Genomic DNA, 20,167 nt, shown 5'->3' with positions numbered 1-20,167 from the left:
CCTTCTATTCCAGCTCATAATCCAGCTCGGCCATGACGGTATTCAATCGCCCCTGCTCGCCACCTTCCCCCTTCAACTGACTGTTGCCGCCCGCCGTTGCACTTGCGATTCTTTGTGCCTTTTCAATATAGCGCTCGGAACATTCCTTGACGCTGCTCTTGAGATACTGAAAATGACCAGCAACCTCATTGATCGTCCTTACCCAGGTGAGAATGTATACTCCATCAGTGGGATTAATCTTCGGCGTGTAAACGTTTTTCGACAAACTGTCATTAAAGTCTTTGCACCACTCTGCTGGCGCTTTATGCGAGAGTTTGAAGACGAGATCGATGTACGGCTCCTTTCTGATTCTCGGTGGGCGCATCTCATCGATCCCGATAATTTTTATGTCGCTGATACCTTCCATTGTTGTTACTCCTAATGATGGGCTCATGGTAAGGCTTGCTCCGCACTTACGTTCTTGTAGACTCTCGCATCCTACACCTTTTCGTGCAATGTCCACCATTAAAGGTAATCAGAAAACCCCGCACAGCCCCTAATGGCCGGCGGCGCCAAGTCCATTGAAGCCCATTTATTTTAAATCATCGCCAAAAATATCATCGGCTATATACATGTAAAAATAGGGCACATAGGTCAAGACGGTGCCCTGATACACACCAAGATTTCTCCAGGTATCCGTAAGCTCGGCCAAGAGCGTTTCGTTATGCGAGTCCTGCTTCAGGGCTTCTAATATCGAGATTAAAGGCTTTATGGCAGGTTCATCTGTGTATTCATTTAACATCTGAATAGCGCTATCAATATCAGCGACACCCAGGCTGTGTGTAGCATTTCCCATATTAATTGTTATCCGTTTAATCCAGCATTAGCGTAAGGGACCTGACCATTTAAGGGATCGTCAGGCTAACTGTCCACCGCAAACTCAATCCGTTCCACGAGCTTTTCCAGGGCCTGCTTGGCGCAGGCGGCATCCCGCTCACCCCCTGGCGCACCACTGACACCCACAGCGCCCAGGTTATAGCCGCCGGAGACGATTCGCACACCACCCTCCATCACCACCAGCCCTTCGATATGATTCAGCTCCTGCTGAATATCCGGACGCGCCTTGCGAAACGCGCCGCTGTCGGTCCAGGCCATGACGGTAAGATTGGCCTTGCGTTCGGCGATCTCCAGGGTAAAGCGTGAGGCCAGATCATCGCGCAACGCGGCACGCACCAGGCCAAACCGGTCCACCACCACGACACTGACGTGGTAGCCCTGCCTGCGGCAGGCCATTACCGCCTCGTTGGCAATGTCGCGCGCCAGCTCCATGCCGATGCTCTTGTCATTGACCACATCAGCGGCGCTGGCCGTGGCGTTGATCGCCAGCGAGAGTAATGCACCGACCACAATCGCCTTCGTTATTCCTGTCATGTGAGTCTCCTCAGGGATCCCGGTAAATACTGCCATTGAACAGAGCTTATCTTTTACCGCAATAAAGGGCTACGCCCCTTTAAGACTATAGCCCTTCAATCACTACGGTCGATTCCACTGAGGACGGAGAAGGAGAGGAGGAGAAGAGGAGAAGACAGAAAGACCGCAGTATCGGCAGGCCAGGAATCAATGCCTCTGAACCCAAATAGATTTATTAATAGAGAATTAAATAACTAACGACGATATATCGAATCAATTTCCCCGACGCCACCAAAACAAAGAACCAGAAAAAATTAATTCTTAGCACACCAGCAACGACGGTCAACGCATCGCCGATTAACGGCACCCACGCAAAAAATAAAGACATCACCCCATACTTCCTAAACCGCGCCTCTGCCTTTATGAAATCCTCTTCCGGTATTTTCAATACCCTTTGCACAAAAGCCCTACTACCCCAAAATCCGATCGCATAGTTAGTAAATGCACCAAGCACATTACCCAGCGTCGCAACAGCAACCAGCAAAACGGGATTTAATTCATTTACTAATAAAACACTTAAAACCACCTCAGAACTCAATGGAAGAATCGTGGCCGCCAAGAATGAGGCCAGAAAAAGTCCGAGATAGCCCAGCTCTGAGAAATAGTCCATTTTTTAAATGATACTGAAGCCGTCAAAAGGTCCAAAATTAATTGGAGTCAGTATGAACTACAATTTTTAATCGCCAAAACTAAAATAGAAAGCTGCACCTTCCCCTGTTTTTGCTTCTGCCCAAATACGCCCGGAGTGGCGATTGATTATGCGTTGCACAGTTGCAAGACCAATACCCGTCCCTTCAAACTCTTTTTCGGTATGTAGACGCTTGAATGCAGTAAATAATTTTTCGGCATATTCCATATCAAATCCTGCGCCGTTGTCGCGCAAACAAAAGACGGGGTTACCATTTTTATCATGTGTCTCGTCAAATGTAATACTTGCGTTGTCGGTTTTGGCGGTATATTTCCATGCATTACCGATGAGGTTTTCTAAAAGAACGTGTGTCAAACGGTGGTCCGCATTAGCCATTAATTCAGGCTTAATGACAATGCTGATCTTTCGGTCAGCATTGTAGCGCTGGAGTTTATTGATAATATCTTCTGCCATGCTGGATAGGTTGAGTGGTTCACGTTGAATTTGACCGCGCGACACTTGCGACAGCTTCAGCAAATCATCAATGAGTTGCCCCATATTTTGGGAACCTGCACGGATGCGGCTGAGTAACTCTTGTCCCTCTTTACCCAGTTTCTCGGCGTAGTCTTCCTGTAATACCAGGCTGAAACCGTCAATGTGACGCAGTGGCGTGCGCAAGTCGTGTGATACGGAGTAACTGAAAGATTCCAGCTCTTGATTGATATTAGTTAATTCAGAAGTACGCTGTTCGACAAGATCTTCGAGGTGATTTCGGTATTCATGTAGTTCGGTTTCTGTTTTAACGCGTTTTGTTATGTCAATGAATGTCATCATGTAGCCGGCGATTTCACCATTTTTTAATATCGGGTGCGTCCATGCTTCGATGGGGAAACTTGTACCATCTTTCCGCCAAAATATTTCGCCGACAGTATGGCCGTGCGCGGTTGATTCCATGTTGCGTCGAATAGCGCAGTCTTCAGCGGGGTAATGTGAACCATCTGCGTGGCTATGATGTGTCAAATCATGAAAATCCTTGCCGATGACTTCGCTGGCATCCGTGTAGCCAATCATGCCTAGACAAGCCGGGTTGACGAACATGCAGCGTCGTTCTTGATCGATGCCGACGATAGCCTCAGCAGTGGAATTCATGAGCAAGCTTATCTGTGCCTGGCTTTCTTCAATTCTGCGTGTGCGTTCGGCAATACCCTTCACCATCTTATTGAATGCCAGCACTGTAAGCCCGATTTCATCTTTGTTGTCGGTGATGGGTATGGTGTCGTACTGACCTTTGCCAACACGTGCTGCCGTCTCGGTTAGAACGCGTAAGTTTCGCGTGAGATAAACGCCAAGCATGACCGTGACAATAATGCTCAGTATGATCTCTGTTATCGCAATGGCGATACTGCGATTCAGGGCTTGCGAGATCGTTTGATGCATCAGTTCCAGGGAAAAACCAACCAGCACACGACCCTGATATCTTCCTGCTAGGGAAATATCTGCTGCTACATCAAATACACCGTCTGTTACTTGTGCAGGGTGTGGATCAGGCTCGGGAATGCGGTCGTTTTTTACGCCCAGTCTTATAACTGCCTGTCCATTCGGCGTCAATACCAGTATGTATGTGACTTCACCATGACCGATGATGCTACTGGCATAATCTTCAAGTGAAGCATAATCGACTTCGACCATGTAGCCGCCTGCAATGTTGGCGAATTGTTGTGTTAACCTCTGTCCCGTATCGGCCAACCGATCAGTGTGGGTTCGATAAATGGTTTCAACATTATTCCAAACCATGATAGAGAGCATCAAAACTTCAATAACAACGACGCTAGCGATCAGCTTGAATCGAAGAGATCTAAATGGAGCTACTTTCATGGATTATTGTGTGCAGACTATTAAGGAAGCTTTAGTTGTTCAGCAACCAGTTTAAGGGATTCATATTCTTTAGGTGTTGCTTTCACAAAGCCGGGCCATGAAAGATGTTTGAGTAGCGCTTGTCCTTCCTGGGTAGAGCTCATCGTGATTAGTGATGTTTCAATAACACTGATCTCCTTGGCGGGCAGCCAGGGCGCTACGCTAATTGGCATGTGGGGTGTCCCTGTTGTTTTATCGATAATGCGCATAGCATTTTTGATTTCTGGCCGGGCCCTTTCGAATGGTGGGATCATTAGCGATGCTGCATCAGTGACGCCTTTGTGGGCGGAGAGTAGCGAGGCATTATGTGATGGCGTAGCGACAAGCGTTAAATCCTTGTCCGGATCAATTCCTGCAGTGATTAACCGGGCGCGAACGAGTGCTGTGCCAAGGGCCATAGGATCTGCCGTGGACAGCGAATGGCCACGCAAGTCATTCAGGGTACGAAGGTTGCTGTTCCCAGGGGCGACAATAATGGCACGCAGCTCTGGCGCATTAACGCGCACGAGCACCTGATAGTTAGCGTCCCGATGCGCCAGGTAGTAAAAATGTGGCGCCGTAAAAAGGATGTCATAGCGTTTTTCGTTATTTGTTCTGTTTAAAAACTGAACATAATCCGGTGCTGTTTCTATACGAACAGGCCTGCCCAGTTTTTCTGCAAGGTAGTCCGCCAGAGGCCCAAAACGGGCAACTAACTTTTTCGAGCTTATAATCGGTAAAAAACCAAATACCAACGGCTTAACTGTAGTGTTCTTTTGATCAGGTTCGGCGTAAGCCTCAGAAAAAGAAAATAATAAGACGAAAAGAAAAATTAGGGCAATATATTTTGTTTTCGTGCAATGTGTTTGCGCCATGAAGAAATCCTCTTCTCATTTCCGTTAGAGAGGTTTAGTGACTGTAAGACTACACTTTATACGATGGTGACTCTGAGTCCATTTATTATATTTATTCCCGTAGGCAATGAACAGGACAATGAATAAGGCCACGGTGAATCTCCTTTTTAAGGAATCGACTCTAACCCTATTAATTTCAAGGCATACCACCGTTACTAACCCAACTCAGGGTATTGAAAAAATAATACGCCTGACCATCATCGTAACGTTCATAGATTAATGGCACCGTGTCACCCGCTTTAGGGTGTGGCTGCTGAGGGGGTAAAATAAGTTTAATTTCCGTACCGTCGGGCAATTGAATCCTGCCCACCAGAAGGGCATTTTTATCCAAGTCATCCTCACCCTTTACCTCTAATAACTGGCCTGTTAGCTCACGGTATTCCACACGCTCAGCGCTGGTCTCCCACAGGGTCCAGGCAAGCATCCCCGCAAGCGCAACCACCATGCCCCAAGCCCGTGCATTGCGATGCGCCCAGGCCCAATTATCAAAAAAACGCCCCATCCCCAAACCCTTTAATCGCATGAATTTCGCAGCATCTTTCTCTGGCCACGCTCAACAGAGTAATGAATCGCGTCAAACCTATATTTGAAACAATTGCTCTCTGACACCAATCAATTTTGTTTTAACCCTTAAATGCATTTTCAGAACTTAAATATTCTATTTCTGCTTCACTGCTTTCGCGGCCGAGAATTTGATTTCTATGCGGAAAACGTCCATATTTTTTCACGATATCTCTATGATGCTCCGCAAATGTTATATTGTCTTTTAACTCATACTTCTTGAACAACTCAACCGACAGCTCCTGATGATCAATATTTTCACTATGCATCAGCGGCATAAACAAAAAAGACAGATGATTCTTTTCAAGTTTTTTATCAAAACCTCTATTGATAGCCGATAAGGCAACTTCAATAGCCTTTTTTTCGGTTTGAAAGCTCTTCGCTTCTCCTCTAAACATATTAAGAGGAAATTGATCTAGCACTATTACCAGTGCCAAACTCCCTTCTGGGGTGTTTTGCCATTCATCATATTCCCCCCTAGAAGATTCTATCCACACTTTCTCGTATCGATCTCTGATCTGATTGTCCAATTCAGGTGTCGAGGAAAACCAATGCTTCCGCATTGGATCAGCATACCAAAAGTCGATTATTTCTATGGGTTTCATTATCGCTCCTTACACATACAAGTTAGCATATGGAGCGCGCCGCGGCTTGGTGCGCCCCAGCGAACGACAGCGAGCAAACGCAATGCAATTGCCGTGCATAGTTACTCCACCTTCACGACATGACCACCCTCAACAATAAGGATCACCCTTTTATTCTCTATTAAAGGGCTCTGACCCCTTAAGCCCGTGACCCCTTAAGCCCGGTTAAGCTCCTCCAAGAGCGACTTAAATGCACGAACAGCACGATTGTGATTAGAGACTGTGTAGTCAGTCGACAGCCATTCGGTGTTATCAAGTTGAAATAAGTGCATCTTGTTTCTTAGCTCCCACAACCAATCAAGTTCGGCATGTAGGTGGGCCGAAATAATTCCGCTGTTCTCAAGATGCTCAGTTCTTTTCGCGTAATTGCCGCCACACTTTCCCTTAAGAAAAACTTTTGTTGCGCTTTCAACAATGCTTCCAAGCAAAAATATTTGAAGCTTTATGACCATTTCCTTTGCGGTGCCAGAAAGGTCTGTTCTCACCAAGAGCCAGTGTTGTACGTCTGATAACAGCATGGTGTAGGAGATATTGCTCTTAAGGTGGGAGTGATTAAGGAACCCCAATCTAGTGCGACCCTCTGCGGCCGGTCGTATATACCCCCGAGGAAAACGAACTTTGGCGGGTTTTGAAAAGTCACGCTTGGCATAGTCCTGAATTTCCTGCAGTAACTCACCAGCTCTTGCAACTGCGGCTGTCAGTTCATCGTCATTATTTATTGGCATAAGATTTGATGCCTAACGTTTAAGCTCAGCTGACTCCAAAAGCTGTGCGACGATAGGAGAACCGCTTTTGGAGTCAACTTGAGCGCCTTTTTAGGAAAATAATTTCAAACATCCGAATGTTCTTTGATATTTTCAGTTAATGTTTGTCTTACATTGTACGCTCCGAAGACTAATTCTCGTGATGGTAATTCGAAGGCTTCTCTCATGTCTTTTGCGAGATCCATAGCCATTATGCCAATTTGTGAAACTTGTATAACAGCTGCAGCGTGTGTTTGTTCAGCATCTGCTGTGACATCCCACCAGAATGCAATTTGTTGACCAGCTTGGCGAATATCCTGAGGAAAAATCATCAGGCGATTAGCAACTGATGCCTTCTTTGGCCGAAGAAAACCCGCTATGACTGATAATTCGGAAAATTCAGGAACGCTACCAAGAAATGCTCCAGCATGCCCATCAGAGCTAAGCGCCAGATCGTGATCGGCTATCTTGTCAGAGCATGCTAGCGCATACCCTTCCAGGGAGACAGCAGCACTTAAGGCTTCGAATCTTGTTGCATGCTTTGATTTCCTATTATCAAGCCATGCATTTATAGCTGCTCCTGCAACAGTAGCTACAAGTGCGCTCGTTACTACGGTTGTGATTAATCTATCCATGATTTGGAATCCGGGGACAGTATACCTATTTTCATTATCTGAAACGGGTTGAAGTGATTAATAAGTATACTGTCCCCGGAATTGCCAGGCATAGTTACTCCACCTTCACGATCTGACCACTCTCAATAATCAGGACCACCCTTTTTTCTCTATTGAAGGGCTCTGACCCCTTAACACTGCAGCGCTTATGGCAACTCCGCTCTTCGAGTAAGCTTAATGCTAATTTTCATATCAGGATTTTCAAGCATGAGGCCTTGAAGAATAAACTCATTCTCATGGGGAATGCCTTCAAGCAGCAAATTAAATTCTTTTAAGCTACCAAAGATGGACTGGAGCGTTCCCCTGTCATTTGTGCATTTAACTTTTGCATGGACTTTGCCATTTTTTACTTCGTAGCCACCAACGAAGACAAATGATGAATCACCGCCTAGAACTCGGCCGGTTTCCAGAACTACCACCCCATAACCACCATTATTCAAACTCGAGACAAATTCTACTCCATACAACGCTTCTATCATCCTTCTATCCTCTTTGTTTTTTTGGTGCTAACGTTTTAACTTATCCGTTATATTCGCGGTCGACTGGGGGTTTTTTGACAGAGGGCTATTTTCCGTAGCCATATTAATTTTTAAGAAAGGCATCATAAAAAATACTTCCCGCCTCAACAAAAGCAAAAAATGCAATTGCCGATGTAAGCCACAAACTGGCCTTTGAAGATTTATCAAGCTTATCTGTCGCCGCGCCGATTGAGCCCGTAAGCTCTTTTCTCTCAGCTTGAAGGAACTTTTTAAATAGCACTTGATCTTTGCTTGCAACTTCAGAAACACTCATGATTGCTTTCGAAAGCTCACCAACCCTACCAGATAAAACTTGTACTTCTTCTGCTGTTTCCATTGTCGACATCCTTATTCAAATAAATAAATAGGGTCAGAAAAGCTTTTTCTCTGATACTCCAGCCCGGTAATAATAGTAACAATTGCTCACTGATTCGGTTTTCCCAGCCTCTTTAATCGAACGTTCGTTAGTGCTATCGTATTTATCGGTAAGCCAATCGCAGAAGAGGCTCATGATACCTATCAATCAAGGACTCCATTGGATCAGCCCCATGAAAAAATGTCTTTGAATCAATATTCCCATTTTTCTGAGTTAGGCTTGCCGCATTCCGTACAGTACTAATCGCACCTTTACCAACCTGTTTTTTCCAGCCAGGAAAGCCAATCTGTGCTACTCGTCTAGTTTTCGTTTTTGCTCTACCAAAGACTCTAGACAAAACAAAAGTTTCTTCATATTTAACAACATCTATTCTATTTCCGTGAGGATTCTCAAGCCCATAGCCGAACTTCCTAAGCAGCACATTTAACTCTCTATAGGTACCGTATAGTACCTGCTATCACTTTCTCTCGATTTTCGTCTCAAAAAATCAGCTATAAACAATATCTCTGGATCATCACCGGTTTTTCGCAAATCTTTAAATCGCCTAAATCTTTTTAGGTTATCTTCAGCTATATCCACGGTGAAGTCCTCAAACTCCTTCTGCTGCACTTCCGGCAGCCTCCCCATCTTATGCAAAAAATAAAGCGACACTAAGAATGCTGTCCTCTTATTAGCATCATGGAACGGGTGATCTTTTATTAGGCCAAACATAAGAGTTGCACATCTTTGAAAATCATTATTCCATTTTTCTTTACCATCAAACCCCATAAACTGTCTGTAGAGAGCTGAATGCAATGAATCAATATTCTTTGGCCCTATTCCACCAACTCCCTCTAAATCTTTTTCATTATAAAAATAATCGATGATTAGAAAATGGGCACGCAAAACATCATGGATACCCATAGTATTTTGAGTGGCGTAAGGATCTTCTTCCCCAATAATATCCACCCACCTTAAATATTCTTCATGCAATGGTTCAGCTAAAAAATACATTTATTATTCATTCTACAATTTTTGAGGAGCCAGCCTTAAAGGCTCAAGCCTTAAAGAGTCAAAGCCTCTAATCGCGTCCTATAAAAAAAGGCAGCCGAAGCCGCCTTTAAAATTACCACCCTGTTAAGAGCAAGTGAGGGATTCGCAGGCAAGGCGCGGTGCCTTTTGAAAAACGAAGCGTACAACCAGTACGTGAGTATTTTCAAAATGTGCTGCACCAACAGTAGGCGCTTTAGGCGACGCACCTGCGGATTCCTCGCGCCGCTCTTAACCGCATTTGGAGTCGCCGCAGTTAAGACACGTCATACACCCATCCATCTTTATCACGGCCTTGGTACTGCATTTGGCGCAGAGCTGTGAGCCGGCGGGGAAGTCTGAGGCGACATCGTCACAGGCGGCCTGCTTTTGTTCGGCTTCGAACAGGGCGCGCTTTTCGGCGATGAGTTTTTTCTGGTGTTCGTCCAGCTCGTCGTCCTTGATCATGCCGATGTATTTGAGGTGGCTTTCGATGGCGTCGCCCAGTTCGCCCACCAGAGAAGGCATGTATTTTCCGCCTTTCTTGAAGTAGCCGCCGCGGGGGTCGAACACGGAGCGCAGTTCGTCGACCAGGAAGGTGACGTCGCCGCCTTTACGGAACACGGCGGAGATGATGCGCGTGAGGGCGACGATCCACTGGAAGTGGTCCATATTTTTCGAATTGATGAAGATCTCGAAGGGGCGACGCAGTTCGTGTTCGGTGCCCGGATTCAGCACCATGTCGTTGATGGTGAGATACAGGGAGTGCTCGGACAGCGGGGTCTTGATCTTGTAGGTGGAGCCGAGCAGCATTTCCGGGCGCTCCACTTTTTCGTGCATGTGCACGACATTGCTTTCGGTGATCAGCTCTTCTTCCGGCGGCAATACCTTGAGTTGCGGTTTTTCCTCGTCTTCCTTGACGACGCTGTAACTTACGATCTTTTTGTCTAGCTTGATGGCCATGGTGTCTGCTCCCAGCTCGCCGTCGTTGGCGCTTGCGCTTTACGACGACGGAATATTTTGTAGTGTGTGTTGTGGCCCAGGGGGCGCTTCTGCATCTCGCTGTTGATGGCGGCGGTCAGAATTTGCCGTAGTAGCCTTCCTTGAGGGCGTCGTAGAGATTGGCGGCGGAGTGCATCTCGCCGTCGTATTCGATCTCTTCATTGCCTTTGACCTCGACCACGCTGCCATCTTCGAGTGTGAAGCGGTAGGTGGTGTTCTCCAGGTCCTGCTCCTTGACCAGCACGCCCTGGAACACTTCCGGGTTGAAGCGGAAGGTGGTGCAGCCCTTGAGCCCCTTTTCGTAGGCGTAGAGATAGATGTCCTTGAACTGCGCGTAGGCGAAGTCGGTCGGCACGTTGGCGGTTTTGGAGATGCTGGAGTCGATCCACTTCTGCGCGGCGGCCTGGATGTCGACGTGGGCCTTGGGCGCGATGTCATCGGCGCTGATGAAATACTCGGGCAGCTTGTTGCGTTCGTCTTCGGCAAACGGCATGGCGTCGGTGTTGACCATCTTGCGATAGGCCAGCAGCTCGAAGGAGCAGACGTCGACCTTTTCCTTGCTCTTCTTGCCTTCGCGGATCACGTTGCGCGAATACAGGTGGGCGAAGCTGGGCTCGATGCCGTTACTGGCGTTGTTGGCCAGCGACAGGGAGATGGTGCCGGTGGGGGCGATGGAGCTGTGATGGGTGAAGCGGCAACCCTTCTCGGCCATCTCCGCGACCAGCTCGGGATTCACGCTGCCGACCTGCTGCATGTAGCGGCTGTAACGGGCGAGCAGTACCTTGCCCTTGACCGTGTCGCCGACCTTGTAGCCGTCGGTCTTCATTTCGGGGCGCTTGCGCAGCATCGCGGCGGTGACGGTGTAGTCCTGCTCCAGTACCGGTGCCGGGCCCTTTTCCTCGGCCAGCTGGACGCCGGTCTCCCAGCCCACCATGGCCAGCTCGCGGGTGACGCGCTCGGTGAACTCCAGCGATTCGTCGGAGCCGTATTTCATCTGCATCAGGGTGAGGGTGGAACCCAGGCCCAGGTAGCCCATGCCGTGGCGGCGCTTGTTGAGGATGGCCTCGCGCTGACCTTCCAGTGGCAGGCCATTGATCTCGACCACGTTGTCCAGCATGCGGGTAAAGATGGCCACGGTCTTGCGGAATTTTTCCCAGTCGAATGCGGCCTCGTCGGTGAACGGGTTGCGCACAAACTTGGTGAGGTTGATCGAGCCCAGCAGGCAGGAGCCATAGGGCGGAAGAGGCTGTTCGCCGCAAGGGTTGGTCGCGCGGATGTTTTCGCAGAACCAGTTGTTGTTCATCTCATTGACCTTGTCGATGAGGATGAAGCCGGGCTCGGCGTAGTCATAGGTGGAGGACATGATGACGTCCCACAGACGCTGGGCGCGGATGGTGCGGTAGACCTTGCAGGCCACCAGGCCTTCTTCGTTGACGATGTACTTGTCGTGGGTGGGCCATTCGCGCCATACCACCTGCTCGGGGTTGTTCAGGTCGATGCCGTCGATCTCCGCCTCTTTGTCGGTCAGCGGGAAGGCCAGCTTCCAGTCGATGTCGGCCTTGACGGCCTCGATGAATTCCTGGGTGATGAGCAGCGACAGGTTGAACTGGCGCAGGCGGCCGTCTTCGCGCTTGGCGAGGACGAAATCCAGCACGTCGGGATGGCCCACATCGAAGGTCGCCATCTGCGCACCACGGCGGCCGCCGGCGGAAGACACGGTGAAACACATCTTGTCGTAGATATCCATGAACGACAGCGGGCCGGAGGTGTAGGCGCCGGCGCCGGCCACAAAGGCCCCCCGGGGACGCAGGGTGGAAAATTCATAGCCGATGCCGCAGTTGTGGATAACCATCAGGCCGTTTTCGCCGGCGAGATAGTTGTGATGTTTTTCCACGGTGAAATCGTAGAAGGTCTCACCAATGGGCAGGTTGCGGCGCACGGTCTCCACCGGACGCAGGGTGCGGGCGAAGTTGATCACCGCGCGCAAGTGCGGGAAGCGCGTGCTCCAGCGGTCTAACCAGATTCGGCTGACCACGCTTTTTTCGTGATAGCCGTGATAGAAGCCGAGCGCCTGGCGTTCGTGGTGGCCGAGGCCTTCCAGTTCCGCGGCTAGCGCGGTCTTGAGTTGCTGCGGCAGCAGGTAACGGTCGTACTGGCCGGACTGGCTGGCGTGATCGTGAATGCGGCGGCGCTTGCCGCTGTCGGCCATGTGTTCGGCCACCGCGTGCAGGAAATCCGAATCGGAAATTTTCAGCATGGCGCCACCGCTGTCGCGGATGACATTTCCCTGATAGACATGCTCGCGCGGCTTGCGCACGGTGATAGCGGCATGCACGCCGAACAGACCGAGCAGGCCTTGCAGTTGTTCGGCGAAGGTGTGGCTCTGCATGGCGATGGTGACACTGCCGTGCTCGGTGCTCACGGTGCCATCGGTGTCGATGAGGCCGGCGAGGAACGGTAAAAAGTGGCGCTCGGGATGGGCGGCCACCCAGCTCGGCACGCGCAGGGCGGCAGTCTTCTTGCCGATCTGATGATCGATGAGATCGGCGGCGGCGCTGGCCTTGAAGCTGGCGACGGTGTAGCCCCACACGGGCGTGCCATTGGGCGTGGCGGTGGCGACCACCTGGGCCTGACTGCCGCAGAAGGAGTGGAAGAAGGCCGCGTAGCGCTCGACGACTTCACGTTCGGCGGCGCGGATCTTGAACACCAGGCGGCGGCCGGCGGCGCGGGCCTTCTGCGCCCAGGCCTGGCGGCTACCCTTGTAGGCGATCTGTTTTTCGTAGGCACTGCCATCGCCCAGGTGCGCGCCGGCGAACCAGGCCTGCAAGGCATTGGTCGCGTCTGCCTTCCATTCAAAGGCGTGATGCACCAGGCCATCGTCCTCGCGCACTTCGTCGGCGCGCACATAGCTCAGCCTGGCGTTGCGGTACACCAGCACCGGATGTTTGATGGAGGTCTTAAGGGTGGTGCCGTTGGAGACGATCTCAATGTTGTCCGCACGCGGCACATGGGTGGTCATGTGTTCTTCGATGTGGCGCATTTCAAAGCGGCCGCTGTCGCGATCGTAGCAGAGCATCTGCTGATGGCGCTCGCATACCGCGCGCTCTGCGCTAACCACGCCGTGTTCCGTGACCACGGTGGTGTCGGGAGCCACGCAGCCCGCCTTCAGGGTCAGGCCGGCCTCGTGCACCTTCTCCAGGATGTCGTTCATGGAGTCGTGGATGGTGCCGGAGACGGTGCAGTTGATGGTCGAGGTGGCCGGCTTGTAGGCCAGGGCGCCGGCGTTGGAGGTGATGCGGCCGGCGGGGATCGCGCCATGGCGCAGGGCCCACAGGAAATGCCCGCGCCATTCCTTGCGCTTGGCCTCGGTCTCTTCCACATCGGCCAGCGCGTTCGCCACCCGGCGGTAGGTGTCGTCGATGGTCTCATCGATGATCTTGCCGTCCTTGCTCTGCAGGCGGTACTTTTTCTCCCAGATGTCCACCGAGGCGGCCTGGAAAGGAATATCTTCGACGCTGGTCGATACGGATTTAATAGAAGCGGCTTTCATTTGACGGACATCCTCGTCGCTGTGAATTTTTGATCGTCTTGCATCTACGCCTGTGCCGGCCAGCTTTCGCTGCCCCCCATAGCACCTGCGTAGATCCCCCCGAGAAGCACAACCACTAGATGTTGTGTTCGCAGGCAAGGTTAAGCCCCGTATCCTGTGCTGTCAACAGACGGGGCCCGAAAAAATGGGCCCCATAAAAATCAACCAAAACAACAAGATAATAGCAAAGGATCAATAAACCTCGAGGTTTTTTCGGGTATATTTTTTTTATAAAAAAATCACATATACACAATATCTTGTGGCCCAAATCTGCCCGGAATTGGGGGATTACCCGTCATCACCCCAGCAATACCCGCCGTTGCCTGCTTATCACCAATTCATAACAGGGGGTCATTTAACGTCGCAGATCGGCACATGGGGCATGGCCCACGGAGGCCGGACAAAAACGGGCGGCCTCGATGGGGCCGCCCGTGTGGGAGTCGCCGGGTTCGCCCGGCGCCGAATGGGCCTGGACTGGCCTAGGCTGTGACCTTAGCGCAGCAGGCTTTCTCCCCGCCACAGATCCTCTACCGCTTCCCGCTGGCGGACGATCTGGAAGCGGTCGCCGTCGACCATCACCTCGGCCACCCTGGGGCGGGAATTATAGTTAGAGCTCATGGTGAAGCCGTAGGCCCCGGCGGAGCGCACCGCCAGCACATCACCGGCGACGATGTCGAGGCTGCGATCCTTGCCGAGAAAATCCCCCGTCTCACACACCGGGCCCACCACATCGTAGACCTGCGCCCCATCACCCGCGCGCGGCTGCACGGGGACGATGTCCTGCCACGCGCCATACAGGGCGGGGCGGATCAGGTCGTTCATGGCGGCATCGACGATGGCGAAATTTTTCTCCGCGCCGTGCTTGAGGTATTCCACCCTCGTCAGCAGGATGCCGGCATTCCCCACGATGGCCCGCCCCGGTTCGAGGATGATCTCCAGGGCGCGGGCCTTCAGCGGACCCAGCAGGGCGGCGGCATATTCGGCCGGGCTGGGCGGGGTCTCATCACGATAGGTGATGCCCAGGCCGCCACCCAGGTCGATGTGGCGCAGATGGATGCCCTGCGCGGCCAGGCTGTCGATCAGCAGCAGCACGCGATCCAGCGCATCGACAAACGGGGTCAGGTCGCTGAGCTGGGAGCCGATGTGGCAATCAATGCCGATGACGTCAAGGTTTAACAGCTCGGCGGCGCGACGATAGACCGCCGGTGCAGCTTCGATGTCGATGCCAAACTTGTTTTCTTTCAGGCCGGTGGAGATATAGGGATGGGTCCTGGCGTCCACATCGGGGTTAACCCGTAGCGACACCGGTGCACGCACGCCGACCTCAGCGGCGACCTCGTTGAGGCGTTCGAGCTCGGCCAGCGACTCGACATTAAAGCAGCGGATCCCCAGCTGCAGGGCGTAACGCATCTCGTCGACGCTTTTACCCACCCCGGAAAACACCACCTTGGACGGGTGGCCGCCGGCGGCAATCACCCGTCGCAATTCACCGGCGGAGACGATATCGAAACCCGAACCCAGGCGCACCAGCAGGTTCAGCACTGCCAGGTTGGAGTTGGCCTTTACGGCATAACAGATCAGATGTTCGTGGCCGCCCAGTACACTGTCAAAGGCCTTCCAGTGCCGTTCCAGCGTGGCACGCGAATAGACATAACACGGCGAGCCGACCTCGTCGATGATGCGTTGCACATCCACGTCTTCGGCGAACAGGCGTCCGCCACGGTATTCAAAATGATTCATCTTTTAGTGTCTTTCGGTATCTGCTGTGAACAGGGAATGGGATAGGCTGCGTTGAAAAAAGAGGTGCGTTTCAGTCGGCGCGTTGTTCGCTGGCCGGGTCCGGACGGGTAAGGCTGCCCTTCTGGCCGCAGGCGCTTAACAGGCTGCCGGTGCCCAGCACGGCGATCACCAACCAAAGTAGATATTGTGCCCAGCACGGTTTCATGAATAATCCCCCTTTGCGTTCGCCATTATAAACAGACCACGGGCGGAAGCCTAATACCCTTAATCGCAGGAGATGACCGCAGTGGAGCCAGGCGAATTCAACCAGAAAGTCGATGACATGTTGTCCGCCATTGAAGATGCGCTGGATGACTGCGACGCGGAGCTGGACTGGGATTCGGCCAGCGGCATCCTCACCATCGAATGTGAAAATGGCTCGCAGGTGATCATTAATCGCCAGGAGCCTTCCCGCCAGATCTGGGTGGCCGCGCGCTCGGGGGGGTTCCATTTCGACTACGATCCTGAGGCGCATTGCTGGAAGCAGGGCGAGCTGGAACTGGTGAGCTTTCTGAACAAGGCGCTCAGCGAACAGTCGGGCGAGAGCGTGGCGCTCAAGGCCTCTGCCTAGCATTCCATGAGGCAGTTCGACAGCCACATCGAGATCGACACCTCCCCCTCGCCCACCGCCGCTGTCATCTGGCTGCACGGCCTCGGGGCCGACGGCAGCGATTTTGTGCCTGTGGTGCCCCAGCTTGGGTTGCCGGAAAATCCCGGCATCCGCTTCCTGTTTCCGCACGCCCCCGTGCGCCCGGTGACCTGCAATGGCGGCTACGCGATGCGCGCCTGGTACGACATCTATTCGCTGGATGAGCTGAGACATGAGGACCAGCCGGGCCTGGTCGATGCCCAACAGCGCATCGAGGCCCTGATCCAGGCCGAAAACGAACGCGGCATCCCCACTCACCGCATCGTGCTGCTGGGCTTCTCGCAGGGTGGCGCGGTCGCCCTGTATACCGGCCTGCGACACCCGCAGCGACTGGCCGGGATCGGCGCCCTGTCCAGCTATCTTCCGTTATGCCAGACGCCCGCCGCAGACTATGCGCCCGACAATCGTGACACGCCCGTTTTTATCGCACATGGACGACAGGACCCGGTCGTCGCCTTTCACCTCGGCAAGGAGAGTCGCGAGCGACTGCAACAGCTGGGCTACCCGGTGGAATGGAAAAGCTACGACATGGAGCACAGCGTGTGCGCGGATGAGATCGACGACATCTCCGCCTGGCTGAGTAACTGCCTGAGATAAAGTCTGAGTTCAAGCCTGAGTTCAAGCCTGAGTTAAAGCCTGAGTTAAAGCCTGTTCAGTTCCTTGTTGAGCTTCTCTTCGATGCGTTTCTTGTATTTCAGATAATCGATGGCCTGCACCTTGTCGGCGCGCCGCGCACCCAGCAGGGTCGGCGACAGATCGACATCGGTGATGTAGATGGGATAACGCTGGCCACTGTTGCGCATTCGCAGCACATAGCGCGCAACCTCCTTGAACAACGAGGTGCCGTGATCCAGCGAGGAAAATTCCTCGTCATTACAGTACACGGTGAAGGCGGTATTCTGGTTCACCATGTCGCCAATCACCTGCACATTAAAATAGTTCATGGGCCGATCGACATCCACGGCCTGACGTTCAAGATCATATTTATTGTGGCGATGCCTGACCTTGAATATCTCCAGCGCGTCTAGCATCAGGCTGGCGTGACTGTCCTGAAACATGAAGCTCTGCCGGTTAAGCACGGCATCAAAAAACCGGCTGTAGTGATTCACCAGCGCCCCATCCTCGAAGTAGGGAATGCGCTGGTGAAACAGCGAGCCATTTTCATCCAGCACAAAAATATCCACCTCTTTACCCAGTGAGTAATAAAACATCTGGATAAAGCCGGTTCTGTTTTTGCCAAGGATCGTCGGCAGCGGCGTATTGTGCATCGCATGCCGATCGACCTTTATCGGCCGGAAAACTTCCTGCGGCTCGGCCAGCTGGCCCAGCAAGGATTCATAGGTCGGCTGATAACTGTATTTGAAAGAACCCTGATACGATTCGAGCAGGTAATAGGATTTTTCCACCTGCAAGATATAGCGCGCTTCCCCCGTGCCCGTGGCTGTGGAAAACACCCCGGCCACCGCAGCAAAAAGTTCCTCGATGCGCTTGGCGATGGCATGACTGTGGCTGGAGGAAAAACTGTAGGCGCTGGGCGGTGGCGGGGCCAGCCCCGTCGATAGCTCGGCATCGGTGGCGTTCCAGTGTAGATATTGTGCCAGGCACTCCAGCAATCCGCCGATGCCGGAATATTTATAGGTAATCACCTCGTTCCAGCTGGTCACCACCAGAAGATCAAAGCTGATCGCCAGATTGTGTGAAAAACCGCTGTAATTCATGATGTCGGACTGATCGCTCACCAGCCCGGTACCCCGCCGCGAATGTGTCGGTAGCGGGTCAACGCCCACGTTGGCGAAGATACAGCCGGTCACGATGCGCGGCGGCGCGCTGAAACTTTCGATATCGGTTGGCGGCAGGATACCGTCAGGGAACTGTGATTCCAGGGTCGACAGGATCGCCCGGGTTTCTTTCAGTGACAGCACCCCGTCATTCAGTACCAGGCTGATAATGGTGCGCGGCCCGATCAGTCGATTGAAATGACACCACGCCAGAATCTCCAGAATGCTGCGCGCCCGCTTCAGACTGGCGCCCGGCTCGGCGGCCTCGACCGCCCCGGGATACAGGGCCCACGACTCCTCATCTTCCTTGCCCCGGCCCTGGATGATCGTAATGTGGCTTTCCACAATATTGGCGGAGATACCACGATTCACCGTTTCGATCTTGCCGGCCTTGCGCTCAAATGCTGCGTACAATTTGCGGCCCAGGACATTCAGGTCTTTCTGTTCAATGCGCGCGAGATCAGAATGCTTCCGGCCAAAACGCGACAGGGCCATATAGCTGTGGGTGATCTCGTCCACCAGCACCCGGCGCTCTTTTAATACCTGATGCACATTCCACGATGCCCTGTCATCAAGGTGTTCGATATATCCATCGGTCCACTGCCAGAGGCTGGCCAGTTCGGTCATGCGCTGCCAGCGCCAGTTCCGGTTCACCCGCGAGTGACGACTGAGCGCAAGCTCTACCTTGAAATAAAAGCAGCGCCGCACCAGTTCCAGCCGTTCGTGTGATCCGCGATGCAACAGGTACTGCTGTAATCTTTCGATCAGGATGGTGTAGGGGTCCAGCAGATTCAGATCAGTAACCCCGGAATAGATGGCACGCTTAAAACTCAGGCTGAGCAGATCACCGTTGGGATATTCTGCGGCATAGACCTCCATCAGCAACATCTTCAGCACCGACTTGTAGGGCGAGTCGATACCTTTATAGACCTGCCACAGCGCCGCGCCAAAAAACTCCTCGGCAGGCACCTCGCTCAGGCCACCGAAATCGATCACCTCGTTTTCCGGGATAAAACGCTGGCGGATAAGGCGCGCGACATACTCCGTATAATTCGCCTCCTCTTCCGGCGGCACCAGCCACCAGACCGGGTAACGTCCGGCAACCAGCAGGCTGGTGCGATAAAACTCCTCCAGCAGGAGATGGTGCTGGGTACTACCACTACTCTCACTACTCAGCTCTACCACGTCGCCACTGCGGAACTTGTCGGCATCCATCAGGAAAAAGTGGACTTCCAGACCGACGGACGCTCCCCATTTTTCGATATCCGTACACTTGGTGGATAGCTGCACCAACTGATCGTTGTTCAGATCCGGGCGATGGCATACCCATACGTCAAAGTCGCTTTTTTCCGAGTGACCGATCGTGCCCACACTGCCCATCAAAAATATCGAATGGATATCGAAGGTCCGCAGGGCGCGCTTTTTATAGTCAAAGCTTTTGGCGTGGCGCTTGCCTGCCTCAAGACTCTTCTTGGTGGGCGTCCAGTCCGAGATTCCCGCCGGCGTTTGCTTGGAGACAAAACCGGGCAACATCGCGTGATTGATGTGAAACAGCAAGGGTAGCAATTCCAGGAAATCGCGCGTCCGATAGCGTAAGGCCTCTTCCGCACGGCGCAGGCGTTCGCGGTTTATTGCCAGAAAACGCTTACGCATCGCACGCACATCCAGCGGATCAGTGCCGGTCTTGGCCTGCCTGTCGGGCGCTGCTGAGGGGAGGTTGTCGCTGGTCATTTATGCTTTGTGGTTTTTGTCCGTCATCGAACGATCCAGCAAATTATCCACTGAATAATCCATACACAGCCTGTTGGCTCAATGCCGTAGCGCGTACCTCCAACGATGCGCCGCTACAGCGAATATTTTCCATTGCAGGATATCTTCGGCATAAATTGCTATTTATTAACCCGAACCTTTCAGAATTCGCCGCGCCGCGGGGCACGCAAAAACCTGCCCGAGGGGCTAAAG

At 52.4% G+C, this 20,167-nt stretch carries 21 protein-coding genes; 2 read left to right on the top strand and 19 right to left on the bottom strand.

The features are described from left to right. Positions 1-4: 4 nt before the first annotated feature. The 18 genes from RRB22_04435 to RRB22_04350 all read right to left on the bottom strand — a co-directional run bounded on the left by RRB22_04435 (position 5) and on the right by RRB22_04350 (position 15,944). Complete coding sequence (locus RRB22_04435; GenBank protein MDT8383642.1) at positions 5-406, bottom strand: hypothetical protein; 402 nt, start codon at positions 404-406, stop codon at positions 5-7. A gap of 165 nt (positions 407-571) precedes the next feature. Then, positions 572-835: a hypothetical protein gene (locus RRB22_04430; protein MDT8383641.1), complete on the bottom strand. Its 264-nt coding sequence runs from the start codon at positions 833-835 to the stop codon at positions 572-574. Between the two features lie 65 nt (positions 836-900). Further along, positions 901-1,410 (bottom strand): heme-binding protein, encoded by a 510-nt coding sequence (locus RRB22_04425; GenBank protein MDT8383640.1) that lies wholly within the window; start codon positions 1,408-1,410, stop codon positions 901-903. 214 nt (positions 1,411-1,624) lie between these two features. Further along, positions 1,625-2,059, bottom strand: a complete 435-nt coding sequence (locus RRB22_04420) for a YqaA family protein (GenBank protein MDT8383639.1) — start codon at positions 2,057-2,059, stop codon at positions 1,625-1,627. Between the two features lie 66 nt (positions 2,060-2,125). Then, entirely contained in the window at positions 2,126-3,952 is a 1,827-nt protein-coding gene (locus RRB22_04415) for a PAS domain S-box protein (GenBank protein MDT8383638.1), read from the bottom strand. Between the two features lie 20 nt (positions 3,953-3,972). Continuing rightward, the gene (locus RRB22_04410) at positions 3,973-4,845 is read right to left on the bottom strand and encodes a phosphate/phosphite/phosphonate ABC transporter substrate-binding protein (GenBank protein ID MDT8383637.1); all 873 of its coding nucleotides are present in this window, start codon (positions 4,843-4,845) and stop codon (positions 3,973-3,975) included. 175 nt (positions 4,846-5,020) lie between these two features. Next, complete coding sequence (locus RRB22_04405; protein MDT8383636.1) at positions 5,021-5,407, bottom strand: hypothetical protein; 387 nt, start codon at positions 5,405-5,407, stop codon at positions 5,021-5,023. 100 nt (positions 5,408-5,507) lie between these two features. Further along, positions 5,508-6,050, bottom strand: coding sequence for a DUF924 family protein (locus tag RRB22_04400; GenBank protein MDT8383635.1), 543 nt, complete (start codon positions 6,048-6,050; stop codon positions 5,508-5,510). A 194-nt stretch (positions 6,051-6,244) separates the two neighbouring features. Beyond that, on the bottom strand, positions 6,245-6,814 hold the full coding sequence (locus RRB22_04395) for a hypothetical protein (protein MDT8383634.1): 570 nt from the start codon (positions 6,812-6,814) through the stop codon (positions 6,245-6,247). Positions 6,815-6,918: 104 nt separating this feature from the next. Then, positions 6,919-7,467 carry a hypothetical protein gene (locus RRB22_04390; GenBank protein ID MDT8383633.1) on the bottom strand — a complete coding sequence of 183 codons (549 nt, stop codon included), beginning with the start codon at positions 7,465-7,467 and terminating at the stop codon, positions 6,919-6,921. A 185-nt stretch (positions 7,468-7,652) separates the two neighbouring features. Next, positions 7,653-7,985, bottom strand: coding sequence for a GrlR family regulatory protein (locus tag RRB22_04385; protein ID MDT8383632.1), 333 nt, complete (start codon positions 7,983-7,985; stop codon positions 7,653-7,655). A gap of 103 nt (positions 7,986-8,088) precedes the next feature. Beyond that, positions 8,089-8,361, bottom strand: coding sequence for a hypothetical protein (locus RRB22_04380; GenBank protein MDT8383631.1), 273 nt, complete (start codon positions 8,359-8,361; stop codon positions 8,089-8,091). 142 nt (positions 8,362-8,503) lie between these two features. Further along, on the bottom strand, positions 8,504-8,821 hold the full coding sequence (locus RRB22_04375; protein MDT8383630.1) for a hypothetical protein: 318 nt from the start codon (positions 8,819-8,821) through the stop codon (positions 8,504-8,506). 2 nt (positions 8,822-8,823) lie between these two features. Continuing rightward, the gene (locus tag RRB22_04370; protein MDT8383629.1) at positions 8,824-9,393 is read right to left on the bottom strand and encodes a type II toxin-antitoxin system death-on-curing family toxin; all 570 of its coding nucleotides are present in this window, start codon (positions 9,391-9,393) and stop codon (positions 8,824-8,826) included. A gap of 267 nt (positions 9,394-9,660) precedes the next feature. Next, positions 9,661-10,371 carry an NrdJb gene (locus tag RRB22_04365; GenBank protein ID MDT8383628.1) on the bottom strand — a complete coding sequence of 237 codons (711 nt, stop codon included), beginning with the start codon at positions 10,369-10,371 and terminating at the stop codon, positions 9,661-9,663. 115 nt (positions 10,372-10,486) lie between these two features. Continuing rightward, on the bottom strand, positions 10,487-13,960 hold the full coding sequence (locus RRB22_04360; GenBank protein MDT8383627.1) for an adenosylcobalamin-dependent ribonucleoside-diphosphate reductase: 3,474 nt from the start codon (positions 13,958-13,960) through the stop codon (positions 10,487-10,489). 531 nt (positions 13,961-14,491) lie between these two features. Next, on the bottom strand, positions 14,492-15,739 hold the full coding sequence (gene lysA, locus RRB22_04355; protein ID MDT8383626.1) for a diaminopimelate decarboxylase: 1,248 nt from the start codon (positions 15,737-15,739) through the stop codon (positions 14,492-14,494). 70 nt (positions 15,740-15,809) lie between these two features. Beyond that, complete coding sequence (locus RRB22_04350) at positions 15,810-15,944, bottom strand: lipoprotein (GenBank protein ID MDT8383625.1); 135 nt, start codon at positions 15,942-15,944, stop codon at positions 15,810-15,812. A gap of 81 nt (positions 15,945-16,025) precedes the next feature. Between RRB22_04350 and cyaY the strand changes: the two genes are divergently transcribed. Next, a complete protein-coding gene (cyaY, locus tag RRB22_04345) occupies positions 16,026-16,349 on the top strand; it encodes an iron donor protein CyaY (GenBank protein ID MDT8383624.1) in 324 nt (107 codons plus the stop codon). 6 nt (positions 16,350-16,355) lie between these two features. After that, entirely contained in the window at positions 16,356-17,024 is a 669-nt protein-coding gene (locus RRB22_04340) for an alpha/beta hydrolase (protein MDT8383623.1), read from the top strand. Positions 17,025-17,068: 44 nt separating this feature from the next. On the opposite strand, the gene RRB22_04335 is transcribed toward RRB22_04340, so the two are convergent. Beyond that, complete coding sequence (locus tag RRB22_04335; protein ID MDT8383622.1) at positions 17,069-19,936, bottom strand: class I adenylate cyclase; 2,868 nt, start codon at positions 19,934-19,936, stop codon at positions 17,069-17,071. Between the last annotated feature and the right edge of the window lie 231 nt (positions 19,937-20,167).

The organism is Gammaproteobacteria bacterium, assembly GCA_032250735.1.
Classification (GTDB): Bacteria; Pseudomonadota; Gammaproteobacteria; order SZUA-152; family SZUA-152; genus SZUA-152.
This window is presented reverse-complemented; position numbering and strand designations above follow the sequence as displayed.